This is a genomic window from Enterobacter sp. H2G27, assembly GCF_054403075.1.
The window spans coordinates 2,340,606-2,357,652 of the sequence record NZ_JBSVSI010000001.1 but is presented as its reverse complement, the minus strand read 5'-3'; the positions used below and the strand labels follow the sequence as shown (position 1 = coordinate 2,357,652).

The following is a 17,047-nucleotide window of genomic DNA, read 5'->3' as shown; positions in this document are numbered from 1 at the left end:
TTTATTTTATATATCACGCATTATGCTGATTTCCTTGTTTTAACTTTATTCAAAACCTGTTCGCCGCTGATGATAATCCGTTCGAAGGGCGATTGAGAAAATTACCCATAACCGCCTGCTGCAGGAGGTGCACGTGGACGTGCCGATGACCTAAGTATACTGCGACCAGACAGTGATGACCCGTTGGCACATGCTGACGACGTTAATGCCCCAGAGATCTTCTGGTTCCACTGCCAGCCCAACGGCACGCCAGAGCGGATAATGGATATCGAAGGGCAGAAGCGCTGGGAAGGGGCGAACGGAGCCTGCGTAAGCTACTGCTGGAAAGCGAGACGCAGATATCCGAGTATCTCCAGAATTGGATGTGCCAAACAAACCAGTGTATGAAATCAGGGATGCCTATCATGAATTACGATTCATATAATGAAGTACTTGATTATCTGAGGTTTTTTTTCAACGAAAGAGTGGATTCATCAATTTATTTAGAAAAACTAATGACTTTGATTGAAGGATCTCGCACTGAAAAAACGGTGATAATAAGAGCAATTTATGAAACGTACATGCAGTATGTAAAACAAAGTAGTGATGGCATAAAAATTAACGCTGAGGAAAAAGAAATGTGGATTGACTTATTGCACCATTGGCAATAAGACTTTATTGTTATGCGGGTGTCATTGTAAATGGTTATAATAAATATAATTTGTACGCGGAAAATGCTCCTCATATGGATATTCTCATGTTGAGTCGATTATATTATTAAGAACTTGTCAGACAATAAAAAGTCAATTAGGACAAAATGATTGAATTAAAATTTAAACCGATTACAGGTGAACTAAATCTTGATGATCTGCCTTTGGAAATTGATACTGAAGAAGGCTTTTGTAAGTGTGATTTATACCGCGAATTAGTAAAGCACAAAGCCGTTAAGAAAACCATGCCAAATCACTACCTTGTTGACTCAGCAGTGTTTTCCGATAAAGAATTTCAAGTTACTATACGCCCAGTGTGCTATGGTTTTCCTTTTATGCTTCATCTTGTTGATAAAAACAGTCAATACTATAAAGCATTAAATGATTGGAATGCTCGAACTAATATTCACATACTAAATGAATCAGTAAAAAGTTTGTCTGATTGGCTGAAAGAATCACTAAACCTGGACACGCCTGATACCATGGAAACAGACATCATTAGGTGGAACTTTGCGTGGGGGCGGGTTTCAGTCTCATATGAGACAAAGTCGTTTAATCATGGGATATATATAGTTTGGAATATAACGTAGTCACTTCCAGACAAGGTTGTTTAGATATGTTAGAAATGAAACTTGATGTTCATACTGGATTTGTAGCAATTAACAACTACCCAATCGAATTAAAAGATGTTGATACTTTTAAAAATTCCGCATTTTACAAGTTCTTCTCGCCATTGACTAAAATAGGTCCTTTTTATTTCGCTATCGATAATATTAAATGGAAAGATCAAGTTTTCATTTTGGAACTGAGGCCCTCAGCATTTTCTTTTACTCCATCATTATTCCTTACTAGTAAGGATGGAAATTTTTATAAAACGCTAGAGGATTGGGATAAAAGGGCTAGTCTGAGTAATTTATCGGATGAGCGGCAGCGTTTGACAGCATGGGTTGAGAATGAAATAAGCTCAAAGCCTAAGCTTAAAATTACCAATCCCCCATATGGATTTCAATGGGTGCATGAATGGGGGAGTATTGTTGTGCAGTCTAATGAAAAAAGCTTCGATTGTGGTATTTATATCGAATGGAATGTTTGACATAAATAATGTTATTAATTAATAAAATTCCTCATTTTCTTCTCGCCTTACTTTTCTATTAATAACTTAAAGGCTCAATAAAAATTGAAATTAACTAATCGACTAAAGAAGAAGATATTAGTGCTGGATGGCACTGATAATGACTTTATAGATTATGGCGCAAAAATAGCATGCCCTGAATGCGAGGGGGTAATAGTCTATTCTATCGTAAACTCATATGATTTTGACACGCTCACTGAAGAGGTAAAATGCTTTTTGGTAAAGAAAATGAGAGGTGTGAAGCTTGTCAGTGAACATAAGAAATATAGCTACGACGATAGCCAATTAGATGTTTCGAAAAATACATGTACAAAGTGTTTGAAAGAGTTTTCTACTGTATTAACGTATAAAGAAGTGCAGCCAGCCCGATACCGGGTATATCTTGTAGGGCTTTTTGAAGGTGATTTGAAACAGATCAAACTTTAAAAGTTGAGGTTTACCAATGATTGAAAATCTCATTTGTATTAAAGAAAATGACCTGCTTCAATGGGCGCGTGGCGAAAGTAACATACAGGTTAGTATGCCATTTTTAGACTATGCAATGGTCGACTCAACACGCCAGTTAGTCTTTGCGTTAAGCAAGCCAAAGCCATTACCAACCGTTTTGACCATCTTCAATGCGCAGGGCGAAAAACTATTTTGGTCAGCACCTCCTGAAGGCGCATTTTTCTATTACTTAACCTTCAACCTGTCAAAGGAAGTGGTTGTGGTCTGTAGCTATGCAGAAAAGCAAAACTGCTGGCATGATTGGTTTTATTCCTGGGATATGAAGCGTAATGCTTTGTCTCAATTGGGCCCTGCGTATTAACATCAAAAGCGCCAAAAAACGATAACAATAACCGGTAGCCAAAGAGGGCCGCATAAGCAGTTCCAACAAGCGGTTTAAAACTGAACTGAGTGGTAAAGGATGAGCACGGTTTACATTGTCATTTTGACCTATATAAAACCACACGAAGAAATCGACGCAGCGAAACCTGCTCATGTGGAGTGGCTTAAAAAGGGGTATGCAGAGGGGATTTTCCTGACGTCCGGTAGACGGATCCCAAGGACCGGTGGAGTCATACTCGCTAAATGTGAGAGTCTTGCCTCTCTTGAAGAGCGCTTGCGCGAGGATCCTTTTCAGAGGTTAAAACTTGCGACTGCTGAAATCATTCCCTTTGAACCCTGCATGAAAACCGAACTCCTGGACAATGTGTTTTAACCCCGCAATAAAAAAAACACGCCAAAGCGTGGATTTTTTTCATTCAAAACAAATCAAACGTTAAACAGGAAGTTCATCACTTCGCCATCTTTAACGATGTAATCTTTCCCATTCGCACGCATCTTGCCTGCTTCTTTCGCGCCTTGCTCACCTTGTTCTCAATAAGCTGTCGGTCTCCGACTTTACCCGCGACGAACTCCACCGGGAGACCAGCCGCACCCAGGGGCTGCTGACCACCCGCAGCGAATACGATCGTCTTGGCCAACCGCATTGCCGGGACGTCTTTACCTGCAATGCCAGGTGCCGTCGCCGCGCCGCTGGTCCCGCCGCAGGGATTACGACTACCGCAATAACCTGGTGCGTGAAGAGCGGGACGATAACCCGCTCGAAGGGGCTGCTGAGAAGGTCACGCACAACCGCCGTACGCAGCTGAACGGCATTCGCTGGCGCTATGACATCCACGGCCGCACCGTGGAGAAGGATAACGGCCAGACGCGCTGGCACTACCGCTACGACGGCGAACATCGCCTGACGGAGGTCATCAACCAGCCGCGGGATCGCAACAAGCCGCAGACGCAGGTCAGCTTCCGCTACGATCCGCTCGGGCGCCGCATCAGCAAAACGCGCCGCCAGGTGCTGGGCGGACAGCCAACCGGCAAGCCGGTCACCACCCGGTTTGTCTGGGAAGGGTTCCGCCTGCTGCAAGAGCAGCACGGAGATGTGCCGCTGACCTACGTCTACAGCGACCAGGACAGCTACGACCCTCTGGCACGTATTGACGGTGTGGAAGCGCCGGAGATTTTCTGGTTCCACTACCAGCCGAACGGCACGCCGGAGCGGATGACGGATGTCGAAGGGCAGGTGCGCTGGGAAGGGGTCAACAGCGCCTGGGGCAAGCTGCTGCGGGAAAGCGAGACGCAGGTATCAGGATATTCCCAGAACCTGCGCATGCAGGGGCAATACCTGGACCGTGAGACAGGGCTGCACTACAATCTGTTCCGGTATTACGACCCGGACTGCGGAAGGTTTACGCAGCAGGACCCGATAGGGCTGGCGGGGGGGATAAACCTTTTACCAGTATGCGCCGAATGCGCTGGGGTGGGTGGATCCGTGGGGGTTAACTCCTGAAGATCTGATTCGCTACCGCCCACACGATTCTCTTGTAAGCAATTATAGGGGGAAAGATGAACATAAAAAATGCAGTCCAAGACTTTGTTAGCAAATTCAAAATGAATGATTTAAATATGGGAGAGATAGACTATACAGACGATGAAAATGAAACTTCTTTTCCAGTGAATTTAAATGGCGAAATTCGTTTTTTTTATAGCCATTTGATTTTAAATGACCACCCAACATTTGATGGTACTTTCTTTATACAGATTGTTGAGCCCCAAGAGCTTAATGAAATGTTATCAGGCTGGCGAGTTCAAAATGACACGACCTGGCGCGATGAATATATAATCTTTGCTGAAAGAAATGGAGATGTTCTTTTTTGTGATACCCAAAATATTACATCTCCTGTATATGGTAGTATTCAAAAAAGAAATTTCATTATTTCCAATTCTTTAGCCGACTTTTTGGATGCTTTTTGTTCTGCCATTGAGATAGAACAAAGTAAATATGATGGTGATGCTACAGATGATGATTTTAATTTCAGAGAGGACTTTCTGGAAGATATCGATTTAGTGCTAAAAAGCAAGCTTAAGGATGTTGAGGCAGAAGCTTTTAAATATTTCTTTTTTGGTTAGTTAACAATAAAAACTTACTCTTTTAGAGACCTCCATGCTTCTGAAGGCATTTATTGCTTATATCCCTTTTATATAGGCAAGGAGGTCTCTTTTCGAATGATAATGAATAAATATATGAAAAATGTATGCTATAAATTCGATGAAAAAAGAGTTACATCTCTTGTAGAAAAAGGAAACGAGTTTCACGACAACCAAAAATACGCCGAGGCTTTAGAGCAATACCAAAAAGCCTGGCAAGCTCTTCCTGAGCCAAAGTTTGAATCGGAATTTGCTAACTGGATCGCTGCGTGCATGTACAGCGCTTACTTTGATCTTGAGGATTACGATGAGGCGAAGAAATGGGGAGAGACGACTTTGCGCACACGTAGATCGGATATAGACACCGCACCATTAATCGACCTGGGTATGGTCTGTTACGAGCTGAATCAATTCGATGAAGCGTATAGATATTTTAACGATGCTTATAATTACGGCAAAGAACGAGCATTTCAAGATAGACCTAAAAAATATCTTGAGTTCTATCTGCGCAAGAGGGCTTAAGTTCGTTAACTTAAAAAAAATCCACGCCAAAGCGTGGATTTTTTTCATTCAAAACCAATCAAACGTTAAACAGGAAGTTCATCACATCGCCATCTTTAACGATGTAATCTTTCCCTTCCGCACGCATCTTGCCTGCTTCTTTCGCGCCTTGCTCACCCTTGTAGGTGATAAAGTCTTCAAACGCGATAGTCTGCGCACGAATAAAGCCTTTCTCGAAGTCGGTGTGGATCTTACCGGCCGCCTGAGGCGCGGTCGCACCTACAGGGATCGTCCAGGCACGAACTTCCTTCACGCCAGCGGTGAAGTAGGTCTGCAGGTTCAGCAGCTCATAGCCTGCGCGGATCACGCGGTTCAGGCCCGGCTCTTCCAGACCCAGCTCGGCCATGAACTCTTCACGGTCGGCATCGTCCAGCTCGGCGATGTCGGATTCAACGGCAGCGCACACGGCAACAACCACAGAACCTTCCGCCGCGGCGATTTCACGCACTTTGTCGAGGTAAGGGTTGTTCTCGAAACCGTCTTCGTTAACGTTGGCGATGTACATGGTTGGCTTCAGTGTCAGGAAGCTCAGGTATTTGATCGCCGCCTTGTCTTCGTCAGTCAGGTTTTTCAGCGCGCGCAGCATGCCGGCGTTTTCCAGCTGTGGCAGACATTTTTCCAGCGCAGCCAGTTCCGCTTTCGCGTCCTTGTCGCCGCCTTTGGCTTTCTTCTGCACGCGGTGAATCGCGCGTTCGCAGGTGTCGAGGTCAGAGAGCGCCAGCTCGGTGTTGATAACGTCGATGTCGTCAGCCGGATCCACTTTGTTGTTTACGTGGATGATGTTGTCGTTCTCGAAGCAGCGCACAACGTGGCCGATCGCTTCGGTTTCACGGATGTTGGTCAGGAACTGGTTGCCCAGGCCTTCACCTTTGGATGCGCCTTTTACCAGGCCCGCGATGTCCACGAATTCCATGGTGGTTGGCAGAATGCGCTGCGGCTTCACGATTTCCGCGAGCTGATCCAGACGCGGGTCCGGCATTGGCACCACGCCGGTGTTAGGTTCGATGGTACAGAACGGGAAGTTCGCCGCTTCGATACCCGCTTTGGTAAGCGCGTTAAACAGGGTGGATTTGCCCACGTTTGGCAGACCGACGATACCGCATTTGAATCCCATTTCTAAATCACCTTAATATCTTGATAATCAATCCGTTAACGATAACCGATTGATGAAAAGTAAATAACTACGCCTATTATACACGTAACCCGCATGACGCGCGGTAAAAAAGCCGTATCGGGCGGATTATTGCGCTTTGAAAGCGTGCAGGCGGTTTGTCGCTTTGGTTAAGCCGTCTTGCAGCCAGATTTCAGTGCAGCGCGCCGCTTCGTCTACCGCCTCGTCAATCAGTTTCTGTTCGGAAACCGGGGGCTTACCGAGCACGAAACCGACAACTTTGTTTTTATCGCCCGGATGGCCGATTCCCACGCGCAAACGGTGGAAATTCGGGTTATTGCCCAGCTTGCTGATGATGTCTTTAAGGCCGTTGTGGCCGCCGTGGCCGCCGCCCAGCTTGAATTTCGCCACGCCAGGGGGGAGATCCAGCTCATCGTGGGCGACCAGAATTTCATCCGGATTGATGCGATAAAACGTTGCCATCGCCGCCACGGCTTTACCGCTCAGGTTCATAAACGTGGTGGGTACCAGCAGGCGAACGTCCGCGCCTGCAAGGTTGATACGTGAGGTATACCCGAAGAATTTAGGTTCTTCACGCAGGGGCGCACGTGACCGCTCGGCCAGCAGATCGACGTACCATGCACCGGCATTATGGCGGGTAGCCGCATATTCTGCGCCCGGGTTGGCGAGGCCGACAATCAGTTTAATCGTCACGATTCAATTCCTAATGGGTTCCAGATCTGGCGCGTAGTTTACTGTCTGGCGCGCCGCTTGACAAAATTCTGCGATCTTCTCGGCGAAATACGAATAATTTCTGATTTGAACAATTAGAATTTCAAGCTGTTCAAAGTCTTATTTGTAAACTTTTGTTTGGGAGTTATCTGTAATTGTGATCATTCACGCAACTCATAAAAGGGGCGTTGTCTATACTTTACACACAAGGATTAGGGGCTTTTCCCATGACAACCCAAAGTTCCGGAGGTGACACATGAAACGCAAAAACGCTTCGTTACTCGGTAACGTGCTGATGGGGTTGGGGCTGTTCGTGATGGTAGGCGGCGTGGGTTATTCCATTTTGAACCAGTTGCCGCAGCTTGATCTCCCGCAATACTTCGCCCATGGCGCGATACTGAGCATCTTCCTCGGTGCGGTATTGTGGCTCGCCGGTGCGCGCATGAGCGGACATGAGGAAGTGTGCGATAAATACTGGTGGGTGCGCCACTACGACAAACGCTGTCGTCGCGACCAGCATAAGCACAGCTAGTGCTGCGATAAAGAACACCGAAACGGCTCCCGAGGGAGTCGTTTTTTTTTTGCATCAGGGGTTGACCCTCACGTAACGTAAGGCTCCAGAGTGGCGCCACTGGCAAAGAAAAAGGAGCAGTTATGTTGATTCAGGTGGGTGAGCTGGCGAAACGTGCCGGGATCACCGTGCGGACATTGCACCACTATGAGCAAACAGGGTTGTTGCTGCCTTCTGCCAGAAGCGCGGCAGGTTACCGGCTTTACAACCTGGCGGATGTCCAGCGTCTGCACATGATCCAGGCGCTGGCAAAAGCGGGGCTGGAACTTGCTGAAATCAGGGATTTCCTGGAGCAGGAGTCGCTGTCGTTAACCGAGTTACTCGATGCGCAAATCACGCTGCTGGATAAACAGCTGCGCAGCATACATACGCTGCGCGACCGGCTGGTGGAGCTGCGAGCCGGGCTTCTCGACGATGCGACGCCTGATCTGGAATCCTGGCTACAGACTCTGGAGTTAATGAATATGTACGATCGCTGGTTTAGCAAAGAAGAGTTACAGCAGCTGCCGTTTGCGGTGCAGAAGGATGCGCTGGCGGCTATCTGGTCAGGGCTGGTTGCAGAGGCCAACACGCTGCTGGAACACGGTATACCCGCTACGGACGCGCGGGCGATGGATCTGGCGACGCGCTGGATGGAACGCCTGGAGCAGGACACGGCGGGCAAGCCGGAGTTTCTCACCCGGCTGAACGAGATGCACAGCGTTGAACCGCAGATGCAGGCGCAGACCGGCATCACGCCGGAGATGACCGATTACATTACGCGGGCGTTTGCCGAGTCGAAGCTGATTATCTGGGAGAAATATCTTTCTGCCGAGGAGATGGCCTTTACCCGGAAGCACTATTTTGACCGTATGATGGAGTGGCCGCCGCTGGTGGCGAAACTGCATCAGGCGCAGCGGGAAAATATCGATCCTGCCTCGGAGGAGGCGCAAAAGCTGGCTGAAAACTGGCTGGCATTGTTCCAGTCCTACGCGGGCACCAGCCCGGAAACTCAGCAAAAGTTTCGCGCCGCCATGCAGCAGGAGCCGCACCTGATGAAAGGAACCTGGATGACGCCTGCCGTGCTTGCATGGCTCCAGCAGGCGATCGGAGTGATGATGCAGAGACGTTTCTCTGCATCAGATAACTCACATATCCGCTAGCGCGGCTTCACGGTTAGGATAGAAGGAGAGTCGGCCAGGGATAGGCTGGACACCCGCACGCGCCATGGTGCGCAGGGGCTGGAACTCCAGATTACTCACCCGCAGCTCGCAGCCTTCCGGCAGACGTGTCACAAAGCGCTGGAAGGCATCCAGACCGCCGGCATCCAGCACCGGTACGGCATCCCATTTCAGCACCACAACCCGTTTGCCCGCGATGCGGGACTCAAGATCGCTGAACAGACCTTCCGCCGCGGCGAAGAACAGCGGGCCAATCACGCGCAGCACCAGCACATCGTCAGGCACCTCGACGTTAACCGGGGAAAGGCGCGTCATCTGCGCGATACGGCGCATAAACAGCAGAGAAGCCAGCACGATCCCGACGCTGATGGCGATAACCATATCGAACAGCACGGTCAGCGACATGCAGATCAGCATCACGATTATGTCGTCTTTCGGCGCGCGACGCAGAAGGTTCACCACCTTATGCGCCTCACTCATGTTCCAGGCCACCATCAGCAGCAGGGCGGCCATGGCGGAAAGCGGTAGCCAGGAGAGCAGCGGGGCGAGGATCAGCAGGGCAAGGATCACCAGCACGGAGTGGATAACCGCCGAAACAGGTGACGTTGCACCCGCGCGCACGTTGGCCGCAGAGCGGGCGATGGCTGCCGTTGCGGTAATACCGCCAAAGAACGGCGCGACGAGGTTCCCCAAACCCTGACCGACCAGTTCGCTGTTAGCTTTGTGCTTGGTGCCGGTCATGCCGTCCAGAACGACGGCGCAGAGCAGGGATTCAATCGCTCCCAGCATCGCCATCGAGAACGCGGCGGGAAGCAGGGCGCGCAGGGAATCCCAGCTTAGGGTAAAGCTGGAACCGGGCATGTCCCACGGCAGCACCAGCTGCGGTAGCAGTTGCGGAATGCCGCTACCCTGTGAACCGTCCGCCAGAACATAGTGGAACTGCGAGCCGATAGTCGCGACGTGACCACCGGACATATTGACGATGGCCATCACCGCGCAGCCCAGCAGCAGCGCGGGCAGGTGACCCGGCAGACGGATCCCCAGACGAGGCCAGACGATCAGCGTGCCCAGCGTCACAATCCCGATGGCGGCGTCGCCCAGGTTAGCAGTCGGCAGCGCCATAAACAGCGCCCCCACTTTTTGCAGGTAGTGCTCCGGTACGTGGGGCATCTGCAGGCCGAGGAAATCCTTAATCTGCATGGTTCCGATGGTGATACCAATCCCCGAGGTAAACCCCAGCGTCACGGAAAGGGGAATGTACTCTATCAGGCGACCAAAGCGAGCCAGGCCAAACAGAATCAAAAAGACGCCGGACATCAGGGTGGCGACCAGCAGGCCTGCCAGACCAAACTGCTGCGAAACCGGGTAGAGGATCACCACAAAGGCGGCAGTCGGGCCGGATACGCTGAAGCGCGAGCCGCCCGTCAGGGCAATGACGATCCCGGCAACGGCCGAGGTGTACAGACCGTACTGCGGCGCAACGCCGCTGCCAATTGCCAGCGCCATCGCCAGCGGGATGGCGATAATGCCGACGGTGATCCCGGCAATCAGGTCACGGACAAAGCGTGACGAGGTGTACTTCTCTTTCCAGCAGGCGTCGATGAGGGCGCGAAAGGGCAGAACATGTGAGGAGGCTACGTTTTTCACAATTATCTATCATCCGTATGCGCATCATCTGTCATATGAATGGCAGGTGAAGGAGGCATTAATCATACAAATAAAACCCGGAGACAAAAAAACCCGCCGCAGCGGGTTTTTAGGCCGTGTTCGATTAGTGTTCGAACATTGCAGAGATGGATTCTTCGTTGCTGATACGACGAATCGCTTCGGCCAGCATCCCGGACAGGGTCAGGGTACGCACGTTTGGCAGTGCCTTGATCTCGTCGCTCAGTGGGATGGTATCGCATACTACAACTTCGTCAATGACGGAGTTGCGCAGGTTGTTTACCGCATTACCGGAGAAGATCGGGTGAGTCGCGTACGCGAACACGCGCTTGGCACCACGCTCTTTCAGCGCTTCAGCTGCTTTACACAGCGTACCGCCGGTATCGATCATGTCGTCGACCAGCACGCAGTCGCGGCCAGCCACGTCACCGATGATGTGCATCACCTGAGAAACGTTAGCGCGCGGACGACGTTTGTCGATGATCGCCATGTCGGTATCATTCAGCAGCTTAGCGATAGCACGGGCACGTACCACGCCGCCGATGTCCGGAGAAACCACGATTGGGTTATCCAGGTTCAGCTGCAGCATGTCTTCCAGCAGGATTGGGCTGCCGAATACGTTATCAACCGGGACGTCGAAGAAGCCCTGGATCTGCTCAGCGTGCAGGTCAACGGTCAGTACGCGGTCAACGCCGACGCTTGACAGGAAGTCAGCGACAACTTTAGCGGTAATTGGCACACGCGCGGAACGGACGCGACGGTCCTGACGTGCATAGCCGAAGTAAGGGATTACAGCAGTGATACGGCCTGCGGAAGCGCGACGCAGAGCGTCGACCATAACAACCAGTTCCATCAGGTTGTCGTTCGTTGGAGCACAGGTGGACTGGATGATGAAAATATCACCACCGCGTACATTTTCGTTAATTTGTACGCTGACTTCGCCGTCGCTAAAGCGACCTACGGCGGCGTCGCCGAGGGAAGTGTACAGGCGGTTGGCAATACGTTGTGCTAGTTCCGGGGTGGCGTTACCAGCAAAAAGCTTCATATCAGGCACGAGAAGAACCTCAGGCATGCGTCCAGTGGTGGATAGCGTTCGCCGTAAACTGTGCGGGCCAGGCAAAGGCTATCCAGGCGGTGTATTAAAGAGCGCGATGCAACGTCTGGAACAGGGTGACGTTGTCACCGAAACTCAGTCTGCGCCAGAATGGCCTGCTGTAGGGGGGAGGTGTTCATCCCACGTGCTACAAAACCATGCAGCCAAACCGGCGCTTGCTCAAGCACCTGACGAGCGGCGGATTCGGTGTCAAATTCAGCAAAGACACAGGCTCCTGTACCAGTCAGGCGCGACGGCGCGTATTCTAACAGCCAGGAAAGCACCGCATCAACCTCGCGAAAACGTTTTCTTGCGATATCCTCGCAATCGTTGCTGAATTCACAATTTAATAACGTTTCTATTGACCGAACCGGGGTATTCCTTTTCAGGTCAGGATCTTTAAAGATGACCGGGGTCGGAATGCTTACGCCAGGATGGGCAACCAGGTACCATTTTTCCGGCGGTTCTACAGGGGAGAGAATTTCCCCCACGCCCTCGGCAAAGGCCGCATGACCGCGCACAAACACCGGGACATCAGCCCCTAGCGTCAAGCCCAGTACTGCCAGTTCATCCTTCGACAGCCCGCAGCCCCAGAGATGGTTCAGCGCAACCAGCACGGTTGCAGCGTTGGATGAGCCACCGCCCAGACCGCCGCCCATCGGCAGCCGCTTCTCGATACGGATTTCCGCGCCGCTTCCCGCGGGTAGACGGCCTGATTCCGCTGCGGCTTTCATCAGCAGACGCGCGGCGCGCACGATCAGGTTGTCCTCATGCGCCACGCCGTCGACCGGCGTCAGGAGGCAAATCTGCCCGTCCTGGCGCTGTTCAATGGAGATCGTGTCGCCATAGTCAATAAACTGAAACAGCGTCTGCAGCGTGTGATAGCCATCAGCGCGCTGGCCGGTAATGTATAAAAATAGGTTTAGCTTTGCCGGAGAGGGCCATTGGGTCATCATTTAACGATCCAGTTGTCCATTTTCAGCTTGATGCGCTGGCTGCCCTGGGTCAGTTCCATGTTGGATGGCAGCGACGGTTTACTCTTGCTGTCATAGTCGCTGTACACCACTTTCCAGGTCTTGCCGTTCTGGGTGTAGTTCACCTGGCTCAGACGGTACTGGTCGTCCAGGGTGTAGTCGGTGGCGTCACCCGGCAGGCCCAGAATCCACTGGCGCAGGCTGTTGAGCGGGATAGGCATCCCGGTCAGCTTGCCAATCATTTCTTCGGCATCGGTCGCGGTATAGTGCTGGCCTTTGTTATCGGTGATCTGCGCTTCGCCCGGTTTGGCGATAAGCTCCAGTTCGGTGCTGCCCAGCGGGTTCAGCAGCAGAAGGCGGTAGTTGTCCTGCCCCGTCTGCTGCCAGAAGAAGCGGGCATAAACCTTTTGCTCGTCAGAAAGATAAGCGAAGGCACCGCGGGTTTGGTACTGGTTCAAATTACGGACGTCCTGCTGGTGCTGACGCCACTGAGGCGAGTCAGGGCTTTTGCCCGGGCCTTTTGGTTGGGTGACGGTACAGGCGGTCAGAACCAGTGCTGCCAGCGGCAGCAGGCGAATCAGTCGGGTCATAATGAGGACAAATCCTTGAGATACGTTGCAGTTATGACTGTTAATGCTAGCGTCGAAGGGGGCTACCGTCTACGTTCAAATTATCTCAAAGCACTGTGTAACCTATTACTCCGAAAGGGGGCTGTCTCTTTTATTGATCTCGCGCATCCTGTATGATGCGTTCTGCTAACCTTATTAACGCTGGTACTACTCCCGCTCAACATGACCCTATTAGCACTCGGTATCAACCACAAAACAGCCCCGGTTTCGCTGCGAGAACGCGTAACGTTTTCGCCGGATACGCTTGACCTGGCGCTGGACAGCCTGCTTGCACAGCCGATGGTGCAGGGTGGCGTGGTGCTCTCGACGTGCAACCGTACCGAGCTCTATTTAAGCGTGGAAGAGCAGGACAACCTGCACGAAGCGCTGATCCGCTGGCTATGCGACTACCACAATCTCAACGAAGACGAGCTGCGTAACAGCCTGTACTGGCATCAGGACAACGATGCCGTCAGCCATCTGATGCGCGTGGCCAGCGGTCTGGATTCGCTGGTGCTGGGCGAGCCGCAAATTCTCGGTCAGGTGAAAAAAGCGTTTGCCGATTCACAAAAAGGGCATCTGAAGGCCAGCGAGCTGGAGCGCATGTTCCAGAAGTCGTTCTCCGTGGCGAAGCGTGTGCGAACCGAAACCGACATTGGTGCCAGTGCGGTTTCTGTTGCTTTCGCGGCCTGCACCCTTGCACGCCAAATCTTTGAATCCCTTTCTACCGTCACCGTGATGCTGGTGGGCGCGGGCGAAACCATCGAACTTGTGGCGCGCCATCTGCGCGAGCATAAAGTGAAAAAGATGATCATCGCTAACCGCACCCGCGAACGCGCGCAGGTGCTGGCGGATGAAGTGGGGGCAGAGGTGGTTGCCCTGAGCGACATCGATGAACGCCTGAAAGAGGCGGACATTATCATCAGCTCTACCGCCAGCCCGCTGCCGATTATCGGAAAAGGGATGGTGGAGCGTGCGCTGAAGTCCCGTCGTAATCAGCCGATGCTGCTGGTGGATATCGCCGTCCCGCGCGATGTTGAGCCGGAAGTGGGCAAGCTGCCTAACGCCTACCTCTACAGCGTGGATGACCTGCAAAGCATCATTTCGCACAACCTTGCCCAGCGTAAAGCGGCGGCGGTTCAGGCGGAAACCATCGTTGAGCAGGAAACCAGTGAGTTTATGGCCTGGCTGCGCGCGCAAAGCGTCAGCGAGACCATCCGCGAGTATCGCGGACAGGCGGAGCAGGTGCGTGACGACCTGACTGCCAAAGCGTTAGCGGCCCTTGAACAGGGCGGTGACGCGCACGCAATTATGCAGGATCTGGCGTGGAAACTGACCAACCGCCTTATCCATGCTCCAACCAAATCTCTTCAGCAGGCCGCCCGTGACGGGGATGATGAACGCCTGACTATTCTGCGCAACAGCCTCGGGCTGGAATAGCGCCTTATACCCATTTTCTAAGACAAGGTGCACTTACGCCTATGAAGCCTTCTATCGTAGCTAAACTGGAAGCTCTGCACGAGCGCCATGAAGAAGTACAGGCGCTGCTCGGGGATGCCGGGACCATTGCGGACCAGGAACGTTTTCGCGCGCTTTCACGTGAATACGCGCAGTTAAGTGATGTTTCTAAATGCTTTACCGACTGGCGACAGGTTCAGGAAGATATCGAAACCGCGCAGATGATGCTCGACGATCCTGAAATGCGCGAGATGGCGCAGGAAGAGCTGCAGGATGCGAAAGCGCGTTCTGAAGAGATGGAGCAGCAGCTTCAGGTACTTCTCCTGCCGAAAGATCCGGACGATGAGCGTAACGCCTTTGTGGAAGTTCGCGCCGGTACCGGCGGTGACGAAGCGGCGCTGTTTGCCGGGGATCTGTTCCGCATGTACAGCCGCTACGCCGAGTCGCGTCGCTGGCGCGTGGAGATCATGAGCGCCAACGAAGGCGAACACGGTGGCTATAAAGAGGTTATCGCCAAGATCAGCGGCGACGGCGTGTATGGACGTCTCAAGTTTGAATCCGGCGGTCACCGCGTGCAGCGCGTACCGGCCACCGAATCTCAGGGCCGCATTCACACCTCTGCCTGTACGGTGGCGGTGATGCCGGAGCTGCCGGAAGCGGAACTGCCGGACATCAATCCGGCGGACCTGCGTATTGATACTTTCCGCTCCTCTGGCGCGGGCGGTCAGCACGTTAACACCACCGATTCCGCCATTCGTATTACCCACCTGCCAACCGGTATAGTTGTCGAATGTCAGGACGAGCGTTCCCAGCATAAAAACAAAGCCAAAGCGTTGTCGGTGCTGGGCGCGCGTATCCACGCTGCCGAAATGGCGAAACGCCAGCAGGCGGAAGCATCCACGCGTCGTAACCTGCTGGGCAGCGGCGATCGCAGCGACCGAAACCGCACCTACAACTTCCCGCAGGGGCGCGTAACCGACCACCGCATCAACCTGACGCTGTACCGTCTGGACGAGGTGATGGAAGGCAAGCTGGACATGCTTATTGAGCCTATCGTGCAGGAATACCAGGCCGACCAGCTGGCGGCACTGTCCGAGCAGGAATAATGGATTTTCAGCGCTGGTTACGTGAGGCTGCCGGTGAGCTTTCCGAAAGTGAAAGCCCTAAACGCGATGCCGAAATTTTGCTTGAGCATGTGACGGGTAAAGCCCGCACGTACCTGCTGGCCTTCGGCGAAACTGAACTGACCGCGGAACAGGAAGCACAGCTCGCCGCGCTGCTTGCCCGCCGTAAAACCGGCGAGCCGGTGGCGCACCTTGTCGGCGAGCGCGAGTTCTGGTCGTTACCGCTGTACGTTTCGGCGGCAACGCTGATCCCGCGTCCGGACACCGAGTGTCTGGTTGAGCAGGCGCTGGCGCGTTTATCTGCGGAGGCCTGCAGCATTCTCGATCTCGGTACCGGTACCGGGGCCATCGCGCTGGCGCTCGCCAGCGAGCGGCCGGACTGCACCGTTACGGCGGTGGACGTGATGCCTGATGCGGTCACGCTGGCGCAGCGTAACGTGGAACGAATCGGGCTCAGCAACGTGACGGTGCTGCAAAGCAGCTGGTTTGCCGCGCTTGAGAATCGTTCATTTGCGATGATTGTCAGCAATCCTCCCTACATCGACGAACATGATCCGCACCTTGCGCAGGGAGATGTTCGCTTTGAACCGCTCACGGCGCTGGTTGCTGCCAACGCGGGATTAGCCGATCTTGATCACATTGTGACAACGTCACGAAAACATTTACTTCCCGGTGGCTGGCTGCTCGTGGAGCATGGCTGGACGCAGGGGGAAGCCGTGCGAGCGCTGTTTATGCAAGCAGGCTACGCCGCTGTCGAAACCTGCCGCGACTACGGCGGCAACGAGCGCCTGACGCTGGGGCAGTGGTTATGAGCCTGTTTACCGTACTTATTACCGTCCACTTGATTTCCGTTGCGCTGACCATCACCTTTTTCATTGTCCGTTACTGGTGGCGCTACAGCAACAATCCGCTGATGGATGCCCGCTGGGTGCGTATCGCGCCACACTGTATCGACACGGTGTTGCTCCTTTCCGGTGCCGGGCTTATGTGGAAGACCGGCTATCTGCCATTTACTGATAAAGGCGCATGGCTGACTGAAAAGCTGTTTGGCGTTATCATCTACATCGTTTTGGGTTTTATCGCGCTTGGGCGTCGTCGTCCGCGCAGCCAGCAGGTCGGGTTTATCGCCTTTCTGCTGGGTCTGGTGGTGCTGTACATCATCATTAAACTCGCCACCACAAGAATACCGTTACTGGGGTAAG

The 17,047-nt window shown here is 52.6% G+C and carries 20 protein-coding genes and 2 pseudogenes; 15 read left to right on the top strand and 7 right to left on the bottom strand.

Annotated features, from left to right (window positions below; genetic code table 11):
- The first annotated feature begins 404 nt into the window (after window positions 1-404).
- From ACW9E7_RS11190 to ACW9E7_RS11165, 6 genes are all read left to right on the top strand, one after another.
- The gene (locus tag ACW9E7_RS11190) at window positions 405-650 is read left to right on the top strand and encodes a hypothetical protein (RefSeq protein WP_126304651.1); all 246 of its coding nucleotides are present in this window, start codon (window positions 405-407) and stop codon (window positions 648-650) included.
- A 146-nt stretch (window positions 651-796) separates the two neighbouring features.
- On the top strand, window positions 797-1,279 hold the full coding sequence (locus ACW9E7_RS11185) for a hypothetical protein (RefSeq protein ID WP_070533130.1): 483 nt from the start codon (window positions 797-799) through the stop codon (window positions 1,277-1,279).
- Window positions 1,280-1,305: 26 nt separating this feature from the next.
- Window positions 1,306-1,782 carry a hypothetical protein gene (locus tag ACW9E7_RS11180; protein ID WP_163353908.1) on the top strand — a complete coding sequence of 159 codons (477 nt, stop codon included), beginning with the start codon at window positions 1,306-1,308 and terminating at the stop codon, window positions 1,780-1,782.
- A gap of 120 nt (window positions 1,783-1,902) precedes the next feature.
- Window positions 1,903-2,247 carry a hypothetical protein gene (locus ACW9E7_RS11175; RefSeq protein WP_232057346.1) on the top strand — a complete coding sequence of 115 codons (345 nt, stop codon included), beginning with the start codon at window positions 1,903-1,905 and terminating at the stop codon, window positions 2,245-2,247.
- 16 nt (window positions 2,248-2,263) lie between these two features.
- The gene (locus ACW9E7_RS11170) at window positions 2,264-2,629 is read left to right on the top strand and encodes a hypothetical protein (protein WP_133294631.1); all 366 of its coding nucleotides are present in this window, start codon (window positions 2,264-2,266) and stop codon (window positions 2,627-2,629) included.
- Between the two features lie 99 nt (window positions 2,630-2,728).
- A complete protein-coding gene (locus ACW9E7_RS11165; RefSeq protein WP_133294630.1) occupies window positions 2,729-3,022 on the top strand; it encodes a YciI family protein in 294 nt (97 codons plus the stop codon).
- 53 nt (window positions 3,023-3,075) lie between these two features.
- Here the strand turns inward: ACW9E7_RS11165 and ACW9E7_RS11160 are convergent.
- Window positions 3,076-3,177, bottom strand: a pseudogene (locus tag ACW9E7_RS11160) (DUF933 domain-containing protein); the annotation flags it as partial.
- A 2-nt stretch (window positions 3,178-3,179) separates the two neighbouring features.
- Between ACW9E7_RS11160 and ACW9E7_RS11155 the strand changes: the two are divergent.
- The 3 genes and pseudogenes from ACW9E7_RS11155 to ACW9E7_RS11145 all read left to right on the top strand — a co-directional run.
- Window positions 3,180-4,241 (top strand): annotated as a pseudogene (locus ACW9E7_RS11155) (RHS repeat domain-containing protein); the annotation flags it as partial.
- Window positions 4,207-4,770 (top strand): hypothetical protein, encoded by a 564-nt coding sequence (locus tag ACW9E7_RS11150; protein ID WP_458727783.1) that lies wholly within the window; start codon window positions 4,207-4,209, stop codon window positions 4,768-4,770. The pseudogene ACW9E7_RS11155 and the gene ACW9E7_RS11150, both read left to right, overlap by 35 nt.
- 96 nt (window positions 4,771-4,866) lie before the next feature.
- A complete protein-coding gene (locus ACW9E7_RS11145) occupies window positions 4,867-5,310 on the top strand; it encodes a hypothetical protein (RefSeq protein ID WP_458727782.1) in 444 nt (147 codons plus the stop codon).
- A 58-nt stretch (window positions 5,311-5,368) separates the two neighbouring features.
- On the opposite strand, the gene ychF is transcribed toward ACW9E7_RS11145, so the two are convergent.
- Window positions 5,369-6,463 carry a redox-regulated ATPase YchF gene (gene ychF, locus ACW9E7_RS11140; RefSeq protein ID WP_003856650.1) on the bottom strand — a complete coding sequence of 365 codons (1,095 nt, stop codon included), beginning with the start codon at window positions 6,461-6,463 and terminating at the stop codon, window positions 5,369-5,371.
- A gap of 126 nt (window positions 6,464-6,589) precedes the next feature.
- Entirely contained in the window at window positions 6,590-7,174 is a 585-nt protein-coding gene (gene pth, locus ACW9E7_RS11135) for an aminoacyl-tRNA hydrolase (RefSeq protein ID WP_133294627.1), read from the bottom strand.
- Window positions 7,175-7,448: 274 nt separating this feature from the next.
- Here pth and ychH point away from each other — a divergent pair, with 274 nt between their 5' ends.
- Window positions 7,449-7,724, top strand: a complete 276-nt coding sequence (gene ychH, locus ACW9E7_RS11130) for a stress-induced protein YchH (RefSeq protein WP_111965910.1) — start codon at window positions 7,449-7,451, stop codon at window positions 7,722-7,724.
- Window positions 7,725-7,846: 122 nt separating this feature from the next.
- On the top strand, window positions 7,847-8,905 hold the full coding sequence (locus tag ACW9E7_RS11125) for a MerR family transcriptional regulator (RefSeq protein WP_458727781.1): 1,059 nt from the start codon (window positions 7,847-7,849) through the stop codon (window positions 8,903-8,905).
- On the opposite strand, the gene dauA is transcribed toward ACW9E7_RS11125, so the two are convergent.
- From dauA to lolB, 4 genes are all read right to left on the bottom strand, one after another.
- Complete coding sequence (dauA, locus tag ACW9E7_RS11120; protein ID WP_458727780.1) at window positions 8,891-10,570, bottom strand: C4-dicarboxylic acid transporter DauA; 1,680 nt, start codon at window positions 10,568-10,570, stop codon at window positions 8,891-8,893. The genes ACW9E7_RS11125 and dauA overlap by 15 nt on opposite strands.
- A gap of 124 nt (window positions 10,571-10,694) precedes the next feature.
- Window positions 10,695-11,642 (bottom strand): ribose-phosphate diphosphokinase, encoded by a 948-nt coding sequence (gene prs, locus ACW9E7_RS11115; RefSeq protein ID WP_003856663.1) that lies wholly within the window; start codon window positions 11,640-11,642, stop codon window positions 10,695-10,697.
- 125 nt (window positions 11,643-11,767) lie between these two features.
- Window positions 11,768-12,637: a 4-(cytidine 5'-diphospho)-2-C-methyl-D-erythritol kinase gene (ispE, locus tag ACW9E7_RS11110; protein WP_458727779.1), complete on the bottom strand. Its 870-nt coding sequence runs from the start codon at window positions 12,635-12,637 to the stop codon at window positions 11,768-11,770.
- Window positions 12,634-13,245, bottom strand: coding sequence for a lipoprotein insertase outer membrane protein LolB (gene lolB, locus ACW9E7_RS11105; RefSeq protein ID WP_063621904.1), 612 nt, complete (start codon window positions 13,243-13,245; stop codon window positions 12,634-12,636). Before lolB ends, ispE begins: the two co-directional genes overlap by 4 nt.
- 201 nt (window positions 13,246-13,446) lie before the next feature.
- On the opposite strand from lolB, the gene hemA reads away from it, so the two are divergent.
- From hemA to sirB2, 4 genes are read left to right on the top strand one after another with little or no spacing between them, the layout of a single operon-like run.
- Complete coding sequence (hemA, locus tag ACW9E7_RS11100; RefSeq protein ID WP_024907067.1) at window positions 13,447-14,703, top strand: glutamyl-tRNA reductase; 1,257 nt, start codon at window positions 13,447-13,449, stop codon at window positions 14,701-14,703.
- Window positions 14,704-14,744: 41 nt separating this feature from the next.
- On the top strand, window positions 14,745-15,827 hold the full coding sequence (gene prfA, locus ACW9E7_RS11095; RefSeq protein ID WP_021240360.1) for a peptide chain release factor 1: 1,083 nt from the start codon (window positions 14,745-14,747) through the stop codon (window positions 15,825-15,827).
- Window positions 15,827-16,657: a peptide chain release factor N(5)-glutamine methyltransferase gene (gene prmC / locus ACW9E7_RS11090; RefSeq protein ID WP_136194995.1), complete on the top strand. Its 831-nt coding sequence runs from the start codon at window positions 15,827-15,829 to the stop codon at window positions 16,655-16,657. Before prfA ends, prmC begins: the two co-directional genes overlap by 1 nt.
- Window positions 16,654-17,046 (top strand): invasion regulator SirB2, encoded by a 393-nt coding sequence (gene sirB2 / locus ACW9E7_RS11085; protein WP_111965916.1) that lies wholly within the window; start codon window positions 16,654-16,656, stop codon window positions 17,044-17,046. The genes prmC and sirB2 overlap by 4 nt, the downstream gene beginning before the upstream one ends.
- The last annotated feature ends 1 nt before the right edge of the window (window position 17,047 follow it).

What these genes read in the sequence shown, in the direction of transcription:
- prmC (WP_136194995.1), top strand. Translation starts at nt 15,827, where the DNA reads ATGGATTTTCAGCGCTGGTTACGTGAGGCTGCCGGTGAGCTTTCCGAA.
- ychF (WP_003856650.1), bottom strand. Translation starts at nt 6,463, where the DNA reads ATGGGATTCAAATGCGGTATCGTCGGTCTGCCAAACGTGGGCAAATCC.
- ACW9E7_RS11125 (WP_458727781.1), top strand. Translation starts at nt 7,847, where the DNA reads ATGTTGATTCAGGTGGGTGAGCTGGCGAAACGTGCCGGGATCACCGTG.
- ACW9E7_RS11170 (WP_133294631.1), top strand. Translation starts at nt 2,264, where the DNA reads ATGATTGAAAATCTCATTTGTATTAAAGAAAATGACCTGCTTCAATGG.
- prfA (WP_021240360.1), top strand. Translation starts at nt 14,745, where the DNA reads ATGAAGCCTTCTATCGTAGCTAAACTGGAAGCTCTGCACGAGCGCCAT.
- ispE (WP_458727779.1), bottom strand. Translation starts at nt 12,637, where the DNA reads ATGATGACCCAATGGCCCTCTCCGGCAAAGCTAAACCTATTTTTATAC.
- ACW9E7_RS11150 (WP_458727783.1), top strand. Translation starts at nt 4,207, where the DNA reads ATGAACATAAAAAATGCAGTCCAAGACTTTGTTAGCAAATTCAAAATG.
- ACW9E7_RS11145 (WP_458727782.1), top strand. Translation starts at nt 4,867, where the DNA reads ATGATAATGAATAAATATATGAAAAATGTATGCTATAAATTCGATGAA.
- ychH (WP_111965910.1), top strand. Translation starts at nt 7,449, where the DNA reads ATGAAACGCAAAAACGCTTCGTTACTCGGTAACGTGCTGATGGGGTTG.
- ACW9E7_RS11180 (WP_163353908.1), top strand. Translation starts at nt 1,306, where the DNA reads ATGTTAGAAATGAAACTTGATGTTCATACTGGATTTGTAGCAATTAAC.
- sirB2 (WP_111965916.1), top strand. Translation starts at nt 16,654, where the DNA reads ATGAGCCTGTTTACCGTACTTATTACCGTCCACTTGATTTCCGTTGCG.
- ACW9E7_RS11190 (WP_126304651.1), top strand. Translation starts at nt 405, where the DNA reads ATGAATTACGATTCATATAATGAAGTACTTGATTATCTGAGGTTTTTT.
- ACW9E7_RS11165 (WP_133294630.1), top strand. Translation starts at nt 2,729, where the DNA reads ATGAGCACGGTTTACATTGTCATTTTGACCTATATAAAACCACACGAA.
- hemA (WP_024907067.1), top strand. Translation starts at nt 13,447, where the DNA reads ATGACCCTATTAGCACTCGGTATCAACCACAAAACAGCCCCGGTTTCG.
- ACW9E7_RS11185 (WP_070533130.1), top strand. Translation starts at nt 797, where the DNA reads ATGATTGAATTAAAATTTAAACCGATTACAGGTGAACTAAATCTTGAT.
- lolB (WP_063621904.1), bottom strand. Translation starts at nt 13,245, where the DNA reads ATGACCCGACTGATTCGCCTGCTGCCGCTGGCAGCACTGGTTCTGACC.